We start from the raw sequence: 11,372 nt of genomic DNA on the forward strand, positions 1-11,372 counted from the left end.
ACTTGCTGTTCGGCGATATACTGAGCACACATTACGCTTCATGGATGAGAGTAACCGAAACAACTACAGGACGAGGAGAGTGGAAAATGAACCTTCACACCGGTAAAAAGGCGCGTCGTAAGCTGACATCAGCTGTTCTGGCGGCAGCTTTGCTAGTTTCAGGACTTCCCCTAACGGCTTACGCCGGCGATACGTGGCCTTTTACAGGAGACAGTGCGCCGGGTGCCAATCAGCCTAATGTACATGGATATACGAGCAGCCATATTGCGAACTGGAGTCCGGCAACTGATCCGGATGCAGAGCTGTTGAGATCGCGGGTGCCGCTGCAGAAGCGGAATGCCCCATTTGCTGCAACCCAAGCTAACCCAGCGCTTAGCGCAGACACACAGATGATCAACGTTGCTGGCGACTACGGGAATGCTTTTATTGAGAACGCGCCGTATACGAACAAGTTTGCGCAGTATCATTTTAACTTTTGGCAATATATTGATTACTACTCCTATTGGCACGGTACAGCAACTGCGTACACCCCGCCGGAATATTATGATGAATTGGCCCAGAAGGACTGGCAGCAAAAATGGTTCGAATTCGGCATGCTGAATATCCCGAACCCTACCTACACCGATGCAGCGCATAAGAACGGCGTGCTGTCATTGGCGGGAATCTTTTTTTCCAATAATGACCGTGGACAGCAGACGTACAAACAAATGATAGTTAAAGACGAGAATGGTAATTTTCCGGTGGCGGATAAACTGATCGAGATGGCCGGATATTTCGGGTTTGACGGTTATTTTGTAAATCAGGAAGAGATGAATCCGAATGTCGCGACCCAGGATATCCCCGATTACATCGCTTTTATGAAGGTGCTGCAAGAGGGCGGCCTATATGTACAGTGGTATGACTCTCTGAACACCAATACCGGTGCTAATGCGTTCGCCCGGACGATTAATGATACCAATATCTCCTTTTTAGTGGATAAAAGCACCAAGGAACCCGTCTCCAATTCGTTTTTCTTCGACTACGGGGCTGGCAATACACAGATTACCAACGCGGCTAATTACTTAAGCAATCTGAATGCCAGTCTGGGAACAAGCTACAACTTGTTTGACGTTGGTTTTGCAGGGCTGGAAGCAGGCCGCGACCGGTTCAAGTCCGTTAACGGAACAGCGTTGATGAACAAGCTGGACAGCAATGGCTTGCCACGGCTCAGCTTGGCTACACTCGGTGCGGACTTTGTTCATGCCGGTCTGGATGAGGATATGAACTTGTCCTACCCGGTCTCGCACAGATCCGAAAATGACTACCAATGGATGACAAAACTGCGTGAGCAGCTATGGTGGTCAGGCCCGAACGTGGACCCTAAGAATACGGTCAAATCTGCAACCAATACCGTTTCCGATGTTTATGCCGACAACCGTTACTGGCCGGGAATCTCCTCCGTCATTGCGGAGCGTTCGGTAATTAAGGACAAGAACTTTTATACCAATTTTAACACTGGACAGGGCTTGTCCTATTCCGTGAACGGTGAAATATCGAACCCGGATGAGTGGTCTAATATGAGCCTGCAGGATATCCCAGTGACTTGGCAGTGGTGGCAGGATACTGCTGGCAATAAGCTTACTGTAGATTTTGATTATGGACCGGAGTACAACCTTGCGGGTACAAACCGTTACAACTATGAGCAGATCGGTGCGTATAACGGTGGCAGTTCACTGGTGGTGAACGGCAATCTGAATGCGAAGAACTTCTTGCGTCTGTACAAAACAGAGCTGGAGGTCAACGGCAACTCCAAGCTGTCGATCAGCTTCAACAAGCCATCTGCCACGGATGCTTCGGCGATGGAAGTGGGACTCATCCTGGCTGATGATCCGAATACCGTAGTAGAGGTCGCTATTCCAAACAGTGGTCAACACTCGGAAGGTTGGGTGACAAAGGAGTTGGACCTGAGTGCATACGCGGGTCATAATATTGTAGCCCTTGGACTGGTCTTCGATCCCGGGCAAGGAACAGCGTCCACCTACCAGATGAACGTCGGACAGCTGCGCGTTTATGACGGGTCTGCCGTAAAGCCCGCAGCTCCTGCGGAATTAACAGTTGCGGAAGCTTTTACAGATACAGGTGAAATGGTTGTGAAGTGGAAGCTAGATCCCGATTACACTAAGATCAAGCAATATAATGTGTACGTGAATGATGTATTTATGGGCGGCAAATACGATGAGGTGTTCTATCTGAAGCATCTCCCGGTGAAATCTGGAACCCTTAAAGTGGTTGCAGTGGGTGCGGATGGAGTGGAGGGTGAAGCGGCATCGTTGGCTTTTGATCTGGATGCGGCGGTTTCCGGAGTGAAGGTGGATTCAAGCGCGGACGGGGAGTTGACTGTGAACTGGACGAACTCCGCCCAAGCTTCCGGTGACATTACCGTTCGAGTGCAGTCTTTGAATTGGATTACGACATCCGAACCGGTGTCACAGCAAGTGGTTGTCCCGGCAGGTGCAAGCACTGCGCTGTTCACGGGGATGCCGGTAAACGGCGATGATTACATTGTCACCGTTACCGCAGGCAACACCGATCCAGTCTCGGTCAGCGGCCGGTTCATCGACACGGTCGCGGAACCTTACGCGGAAGAATGGTCCTGGACGGACGGTAAGCTGAATCTGCCGATGCCGAATACCAGAGACTGGCGGTATATGTATGTGTATGAGGATGGGAATGCGAAATCTTTTGCCACAACGTATAGCTCTGGCAATAAGCCGATGATTATCCGTGGACGGACAACTAAGGCGAGCTTAAGCTTCACCTCGACGGCAAAAGTAGTGCATGTGGTGATGGAGGATTATGCAGGCAACCGCTCCAAACCGGTCTATCTGAAAGGAAGCTATCCCGTTCTCTTTGATGCTAATGGGGGTGAGCCAGCAAATACTGTGGCCGAGGCTGTATATGGCACTTTGCTCTTGGAGCCTACGGGCATTGACAGAGAGGGTTATGACCTGGAAGGCTGGTATGTTGGAGAAGGAGAAGGTGCGCGAAGATGGAATTTTGCCGAAGATCTGATAACCGGTGAGCTGAACTTGCAGGCGAAGTGGGCCTTGCAAGCTCCAAAGGTGCAGATCGTAGGGGAAGGCTCCTTTCGTGAAAATACGTCCGCGACACTAATGGCAGTTGCCACTGGCGCAGGGCAGCTGACTTATGCCTGGTATGCGGACACGGGCAGCGGTTATGGAGATGCGTTGGGAGTGTCCGCCTCCTATACTATCCCTGCTTTGACTACAGTGATGGATGGCGATAAGTACAAGGTCATCGTCACCAATGAATCTGGTGACAGCAGTGAAGCAGAGTACACACTTAACGTAACTCCGGCTGAAGCACCATGGGAAGCGCCTGATTTCATAACCGATCTTCCATCTGCACTTGATGTCATTACCGGTGAAGAGGTGAAGCTGTTCGTACAGATCCGCGGGGATGTGGAATCGATTCACTGGGAGACGAAGGCAGCAACCGCAGAGGAATGGACTGTGGCGGAGAGCGTGACTTCGGCGGTATACGCATTTACTGCTTCTGAAGCAGACAGCGGTACGCAGTTCCGTGTGGTTCTGACTGGAAAAGAGGGAACGGAACCGTCAACAAGAACCGGTAATGAACTTACGGTGACAGTACATCCGGCACCGGATGCGCCAATTATCACCGCTTATAGCGTAGATAAGAATCCGGCAGTTGCAGGTGATAAGGTGTCTTTTGCCGTAGTGGCTTCTGCAGTTTATGGCGAGTTAAGCTACCAATGGTTGAAAAACGGGCAGGCCGTTGAAGGCGCTGTGGAGCGTGATTATACGATTGCTTCTGCAAAAGAAACAGACAGCGGCGAATACACGGCCGTAGTCACCAACACCAAAATACTGAATGGCCGCCCTTATACGGCTGTTCAAAAGAGCGGGATTATTGATTTGGAGGTCCACAATACTCCTGTATCTACACCGCAGCCGACATCGGCTCCAGGGACAGGTACGGGAACTGGCGGAACGACTCCGGCAGCGACAGCAACGCCGCTTCCAAGTCCGACTAGTGCAACATTGACTGTTCCAGCAAGTGCACTCAGTACATCTACTGAGAACGGAAAAGTGACGGTAAATGTGCCGGCAGGCGTTACAGCTATCGAGCTGCCTGTAAATGCAGGTGAATTGCTAGGGATCCGTCAACTTGAATTGGCCGCCTCGGGCACCACACTTGGTATTGCGCCGGAATTGCTGGTGCAATTGAAGGCGCTGCTTAATGAAGCTCAAGCTTCAGGCAGCAAGATTCAGGTGAAGCTCAGCCCGGAAACTTTGAACATGAGCACACTGAAAGCAGAGCGTGGGGTGGTCTTGCGGGGTACGGGGATGACGTTTGATCTGAGCATCATCGCGGGGAATGGTACATCTAACCGTCTTCCAAGCTTCAGCAAACCAGTAACCATACAATGGAGTGCAGCAAATACGGATTATAATACTAATTTGCTTGGTTTATATGCTATTGCTGAAGGGGGTTCGCTTACCTATCTCGGCGGAGTATACGCGAATGGCTTCCTGCTAGGAGAGTTTAGCGGAACAGGCAGGCTGGCTGTGCTGGAGTACAATAAATCCTTCGCTGACGTTCCGTCTACCCATTGGGCTGCGGACACTATCCGCCAGCTGGCGGCTAAACATCTGATACAAGGCACTTCCGAAAATGGATTTGAGCCCGCCCGCAGTATTACAAGAGCGGAATTTGTGAAGCTGCTGGCTGGCGTGCTGGGACTGCAAGCTCAGGCGGAATTGAAATTTAGTGATGTGCCATCTGGTGTATGGTATGAGCAGGACCTGGCGCGTCTGGTCCGGGCAGGTATTGTAGGCGGGCGCACTGCTGAACACTTCGATCCGAGTGCGAACATCAGCCGCCAGGAGATTGTGACTATGCTAATGCGTGCCTATGTACTGGAGCATGGAGCGCTTCAGTCTTCAGCCCCGGCAACATTCACCGATTCCGGTGAGGTAGCAGCCTGGGCGGCAGACAGCGTGAATGCTGCGTCATCACTGGGTCTGGTGAATGGCCGCACGGACGGGAATTTTGTACCCGGTGGCTTGGCGACCCGTGCCGAGGCTGCGCAGTTCATCTTGAATTACATCCGGTAGATTATATAGTCCCACCCCGGTCTGCCCAAGGAGCCCTTTGCTCCATGGGCAGACTGTCTTTGCTTAGCGGAGGAATGCAAGCTTTTACCAGCCACAGGCAGGAAGCACCTCATGCTATACTTTATTCATAATGACAAGCAGCGAAGCTTAGGCTTCCCCCCTGCTGTAGGAGGTTGCTGATGTTTCCGGGGAAATTGTACAGAAAGTATCTGAAGAATAATCTGTTTATGAAAATCATCCTGCTCTTCTCAGTCATTGCCGTGGTCACCATTATCACCTTCTCTTACCTGATGTTCTTGCTCATGTCTCAGGCCGTAGTGCAGCGGCAGATGGAGATTCAGAAACGTACCGTGGAGAGCATCAACAGCTATATTGAGCAGAAATATGACTCTGTACAGTCTATGATGCGGGACGTGTACCGGGACACGGAGCTGACTGCTAATACGTCGTATTTGCTGGAGCACCCGTATGAAGATTACGTGAGGTACCGGCTGGACCGGTATTTCAACGAAAGTAATGCTACGACGGATACCGTGCAGTTTTTTCGCAATCAAGTTGAAGATGATCCTGATATCCGCAGTTTAATGCTCTACAGTGCAGCTGAGCAGCAGTTGTATGTCTATAACGACCAAGGCAAATTTCAGATTATTTCCACTAATGCAGCCCATTCTTTTGTACCGGATGCGCTGTATCTGGAGGAGGAAGGCAGTGTCACCGCTCCAAACACTTGGGTCAGTCAGGCAATCTCATCTCCGGAGGGGCCGATGTTTACGGTTCGTACCCCGGTCAATAACAAGATATCACTGCGCAACATTGGTCAGCTTCTAGTCTATTTTGATGCCAGCGAGGTCTGGGGGAGTATGGGCAATTATAAGGATGACTTCAAGGGAAAGATTCTGGTGCTGGCAGCGGATGGGGATGTGTTATTTGATACCTCGGGCACTTATTATGGAAAGCGCTATCCTTATCCCGAGCAGATGAATTCCGCCTATACAGATGGTGAAGAAGTTGGCGGGATGATCATTACTAAGCAGACTCATACCCAAGGCGGATTTACTGTGTTGAGTGCTGTGCCTAAGCAGGAATTAGCCGCCACCTATAGGGGATTGCGGAACATGATCTTCATTATCTGCTTGATCTGCCTGTTGTTTGCGATTATTACGCCCACTTTATTTATCAATAATTTTGCCAGACGGACTCATAAAATTATCAAGTTCACCCGCAAAGTGAAAAACGGTGACCTGGATGCCCGGATTACCGATGTCAGAGAAGACGAGCTGGGGCAGATCTCCAAGAGCTTCAACGACATGCTGGATGAGCTGAATCTTCATATAGACCGTGTGTTCAAGGCTGAAATCAAGCAAAAACATACCGAAATTGCCGCGCTTGAAGCCAGGGTAAACCCACATTTTCTCTACAATACCTTAGAGGTGATCCGGATGAGGGCCATCTCTCAAGGAGCTTCAGATGTCGGGGAGATGATCTACAGCTTGTCGGTGTTGTTCAAAAGCTATGTTCACCAGAAACCCAAGCATACGATGAAGGATGAACTAGAGGCCTGCCGTTTATATCTGGAGCTGTTCCGCATCCGTTATAAGGATAAATTCTCTTATACAATGGAATGCGGGAAAGAGCTTACCGGAAGAGTTGTACTCAAAATGTCGCTGCAGCCCATCATTGAAAACTACATTCTGCATGGGATGCGCGTGGACAAGAATGATAATCACATCAGTGTGGCTGTGGCCAAGGATGGCAAATATTTGCGTGCGGTAGTTACAGACAATGGGCGGGGGATTGCCCCGGACAGATTGGTCCAGCTCAAAGAAGGTCTTTTGCAGCCAGATGAACAATCGGAATCATTCGGCCTGCGCAGTATTCATGAACGTTTGAAGCTGCTTTATGGCAGTGAGTATGGCATTGAATTACAAAGCGAAGCGGGTACCGGCACAACCGTGACTGTGTATTTTCCCGATCTGGGAGAGGATGATCCAAACCATGTATAAAATATTCATTGTGGACGACGAGCCTTTTATTATCGAAGGATTATATGACATTGTGGATTGGGCAGCACTGGGGATGGAGATTGTCGGCCACGCCGAGAACGGCCAGGAAGCGCTGGAGTCGTTGCGGTTTGTCCCAGCGGATATTCTGATTACGGATATTTCCATGCCGCTGATGAACGGACTGGATCTGATCCGGGCTGTGCGGGAGATTCAACCGGAGATCAAAGTTGTTATCCTCAGTGGTTATGATGAATTTGGATATCTTAAGGAGGGAATGGCGCTCGGCATTGAAAATTATCTGCTCAAGCCTATTAATTTGCAAGAGTTCCGGGCAACATTAGTAACTGCCGCCGAGAAGCTGGGTGTCTCCCGCCAAGAGAGTCAATTCAATGCGCATAGTATTTCCATTCTGCGCGATAATGTGATGTACCGTTGGCTGCGGTGCCAGATTGGGCCGAAGGAATTCAGCGAACGGACTGATTTTCTGGGACTTAGACTAGATAAGCCGCTGGTGCAGGTAGCTCTGCTTCGCCCTGAACAGGACGCTGCCGAGCTATTCCAAGCGGTGGAAGAGGTTGTAGGCGGTAACCCGTCTTTGATTGCATTCCGGGATATGGATGGAGATACCGTGCTGCTGCATCTGCTTAGTGAGTATCAGCAGGGCAAAGAAGCGGTGGAGAGGCTTCATGCGCAGCTGCTGTTATCCCTAACTGGCGGTCCGCCAATGCGTCTCTCCGTAGGAACGGTGGAGGAGATGGAGGAGGCTGCGGCTCAGAGTTATGCCCATGCAAAGATGACTCAGGAATATTTCATGCTGTTTCCAGAGCGGAATCTGCTGCATTATGAGGAAGTTCAGGACAGGCATGAGGTTGCCGTCCAAGGTATGCCGCTGAATTGGGAAGATGATCTCAAGCTGATTATGGCGAAGGATAAGGAAGCGCTGCTGGTGCGGATTCAGGATCATTTTGAGCAGCTGCGGCGGATGGAGGGGATTACACCTGTGCTGCTGCAAGGCATTGCTATGGAATGGTTGATCCGCTTCAAGATGCAGCTGCAGGAGATCCGCCATGTGGAAGAACCGGAGCTTTTTGCAGACGGTTTTGGCCTCATTCGCTCCACAGTTTCCATAAATGAACTGACTCAGATTATTCAGGAAGCCGCTACCATTACGGTAGACGCCTTAGTTCGGGACGTAAAGAGTCCAGTCGTGCAGCAGGTGCTGAATTATATCCATGAGTCCTACAATGAAGATGTGTCACTGAAGACCCTCGGTGCCCAATACCATATTCACCCGGTGTATTTGGGACAGCTGTTCCATAAAGAGGTGAATGAGTCATTCACCGAATATATCAATAAATACCGGATTGAGAAGGCAAAGGAGCTGCTGCGGATTACCTCACTTAAAGTTCATGAAATCGCTCTCAAAGTAGGCTATTGGGAGACCGGATATTTTTACAAACAATTTAAGAAGCATGTCGGGATATCTCCTACGGAGTACAAAGGGCTTGTCTAGCGGACCCCCGCTGCAAGCTTTTTCTTTATTTTCTACATGATTTATTTAGTTTATCTTCTGTTTGAAAATGCTTTCATAAATTACAGTAAAGATAGTCCTTGAAGGAGAAAGCTGCTGGTTTAATTCCGGATTAGGCCAGCGATCTTGAGGTAAACAAAGGGGAGGTTATACAGGAATGGGCAACAACAAAAGAAAAAGGTTTTCCCTGTTACTGACATCACTTATGGCATTCTCGCTTGCGCTCAGCGCATGTGGCGGCGATTCAAACAACGCGGCAACTAACAGTTCAGGAGCGGGCGGCGACGGTGCATCATCCGAGAAACCAGTCGAACTGATCTGGTACACGATCGGCGGACCGCAGAAGGATCTGGACCGTGTCGTGGAAGAAGTCAATAAGTACACTAAAGAGAAGATAAATGTCACCCTGAAGATGAATATGATTGATTTTGGTGATTATACACAAAAAATGCAGGTCAAAGTAGCCGCTGGTGAACCCATGGACATTCTCTTTACGTGCTCTTGGGCGTTCGATTATGTGCAAAATGCCCGCAAAGGCGCTTTTATGGAATTGGACAGCCTGCTTAATGAATATGGAAAAGGCATCGTAGACACGATTGATCCGGCGTTCCTGGAAGGTTCCAAGGTAGATGGACATAATTATGCCGTTCCTGCCAACAAAGAGCTTCCGGCGCAAGAAGTTTGGCGCTTCAATAAAGAGCTGCTCGACAAATATAACCTCGACATTTCCGGGGTGAACACAATGGAAAGCATTGAACCACTGCTGAAGACGATTAAAGAGAATGAACCGGGCATCACGCCTTACGCTATGGTGAAGGATTTCATGCCAGTGCTGCCGTTCGACTACATCATTGAAAAGATGCCAATGGCTGTTTATATGGACACGAAGGATTACAAGATCGTGAACATTCTGGAATCCCCAGAACTCAAAAGCACTCTTGAAACCGTTCGCAAATATTACAAGGCAGGTTATATCTCGCCGGAAGTAGCAACTACAACTTCGGTGGATGATCTATATAAATCTTCGAACTGGTTCATGGATCGCGCGGCTACCCAGCCGATGGCGGACAATCTGTGGTCGGCAAGCTACGGCTATCCTGTAGTTTCCACGCCAGCTGGCAAACCTTACATCTACAACTGGTCCGTTATGGGTTCGATGCAAGCCATCTCGGCTAACTCCGCATATCCGGAGAAAGCGATGGAGTTCCTGAACCTGCTTAACACCGATCCGGTGCTTCGCAACATGATTGACTCCGGAATCGAAGGCGTGCACTACGAGAAGACCGGTGAGAATTCCATGAAGAACCTGGATGAATCCAAGAACTATGACATGCCAACCTTCTCGCTGGGCAATATCATGATCAACTATTTGAACGAGGGTGACCCTGAGAACAAATGGGAAGAGTTCAAAAAGTTTAATGAATCCGGTGTAAATGCACCGCTGCTTGGTTTTAACTTCGACACTTCTAAGGTGACCACTGAAATCGCTGCGGTTCAGAACGTAAAAGAAGAATACTGGTCACCACTGATGACTGGAACCGTTGATCCTGACGAGTATCTACCGAAAGCTATTGAGAAATTCAAGGCAGCTGGTTTGGACAAAATTATCGCTGAAGCGCAATCGCAAATTGATGCCTGGAAAGCGTCCAACAACAAGTAAAACATCAACGTAAGAGAAGATCGGGGCAGGGGCGTGGCCTCTGACCCGGTCTTTTTTTGAAATATAAGGACATACAGGAGGGATCTAAGTGTGAAGACAATCAGCGGATTTATAAAAAATATTATGAATAACAAGATTATGCTGCTCATGGTTTTACCAGGTGCGCTTTGGTTTCTCTTTTTCTCTTACCTGCCGATGATAGGAACGATTATTGCTTTCAAGGAATACCGCTTTAGCCGCGACGGCTTCTGGGCGAGTATTATCAACAGCAAATGGGTGGGGCTAGACAACTTCAAGTTTTTGTTTACCACCAATGACGCGTACATCATTACCCGCAACACCTTGCTCTACAATGGAGCGTTTATCCTGCTTGGCTTGATCTTGTCGGTTCTGATGGCGATTGTGCTGTCCGAGATTGTGAACAAGAAGCTGGCCAAAGTGTATCAGACCGGCATGTTCCTGCCCTACTTCCTGTCATGGGTCGTGGTCGGCTATTTTGCATTTAGTTTCCTGAGCTCCGAACGTGGGATGCTGAACCAGATCATGGGCTTTTTTGGCGCAGAGTCAATTCAGTGGTATTCGGAAAAAGCCTATTGGCCGTTCATCCTGATCTTAGTCTATCTGTGGAAAGCGGTTGGTTACAACAGCGTAGTTTATCTCGCAGCTATTATGGGGATCGACAAGTCGCTGTATGAAGCGGCGATGATCGACGGAGCTAGTAAGTTCCAACAGATTCGCAATATTACACTGCCGTTGCTGAGTCCAATTATTACGATCATGACCCTGCTGGCCATCGGTAAAATCTTCTACGCCGACTTCGGTCTCTTTTATCAGGTGCCTCGTAATTCCGGTACGCTCTACAGTGTCACGAATGTTATTGATACCTATGTCTATCAAGGCCTCAAAACAACAGGTGAGATTGGTATGAGCACTGCCGCAGGTCTGTATCAATCGGTTGTCGGCTTTACGCTAGTCATGACCTCCAACTATATTGTCCGCAAATACAACAAGGATAGCGCTTTGTTCTAGAACCTCAT

The 11,372-nt window shown here is 49.3% G+C and carries 5 protein-coding genes; all 5 read left to right on the plus strand.

Going from position 1 to position 11,372, the window contains the following annotated elements:
• Positions 1-86 precede the first annotated feature (86 nt).
• Positions 87-5,141, plus strand: a complete 5,055-nt coding sequence (locus tag MHH86_RS03970; protein WP_081384452.1) for an S-layer homology domain-containing protein — start codon at positions 87-89, stop codon at positions 5,139-5,141.
• Between the two features lie 179 nt (positions 5,142-5,320).
• Positions 5,321-7,144 carry a sensor histidine kinase gene (locus MHH86_RS03975; protein WP_036684922.1) on the plus strand — a complete coding sequence of 608 codons (1,824 nt, stop codon included), beginning with the start codon at positions 5,321-5,323 and terminating at the stop codon, positions 7,142-7,144.
• Positions 7,137-8,657: a response regulator transcription factor gene (locus MHH86_RS03980; RefSeq protein WP_076317145.1), complete on the plus strand. Its 1,521-nt coding sequence runs from the start codon at positions 7,137-7,139 to the stop codon at positions 8,655-8,657. The genes MHH86_RS03975 and MHH86_RS03980 overlap by 8 nt, the downstream gene beginning before the upstream one ends.
• A 175-nt stretch (positions 8,658-8,832) precedes the next feature.
• Positions 8,833-10,335: an ABC transporter substrate-binding protein gene (locus MHH86_RS03985; protein WP_036684926.1), complete on the plus strand. Its 1,503-nt coding sequence runs from the start codon at positions 8,833-8,835 to the stop codon at positions 10,333-10,335.
• Positions 10,336-10,434: 99 nt separating this feature from the next.
• The gene (locus MHH86_RS03990; protein WP_036684959.1) at positions 10,435-11,364 is read left to right on the plus strand and encodes an ABC transporter permease subunit; all 930 of its coding nucleotides are present in this window, start codon (positions 10,435-10,437) and stop codon (positions 11,362-11,364) included.
• Positions 11,365-11,372: the final 8 nt, after the last annotated feature.

The organism is Paenibacillus sp. FSL F4-0097, assembly GCF_038593125.1.
GTDB lineage: Bacteria > Bacillota > Bacilli > Paenibacillales > Paenibacillaceae > Paenibacillus_AQ > Paenibacillus_AQ odorifer.

Excerpts from the sequence above, each read along its gene's own strand:
- MHH86_RS03970 (WP_081384452.1), top strand. The coding sequence starts at position 87 with ATGAACCTTCACACCGGTAAAAAGGCGCGTCGTAAGCTGACATCAGCT.
- MHH86_RS03975 (WP_036684922.1), top strand. The coding sequence starts at position 5,321 with ATGTTTCCGGGGAAATTGTACAGAAAGTATCTGAAGAATAATCTGTTT.
- MHH86_RS03980 (WP_076317145.1), top strand. The coding sequence starts at position 7,137 with ATGTATAAAATATTCATTGTGGACGACGAGCCTTTTATTATCGAAGGA.
- MHH86_RS03985 (WP_036684926.1), top strand. The coding sequence starts at position 8,833 with ATGGGCAACAACAAAAGAAAAAGGTTTTCCCTGTTACTGACATCACTT.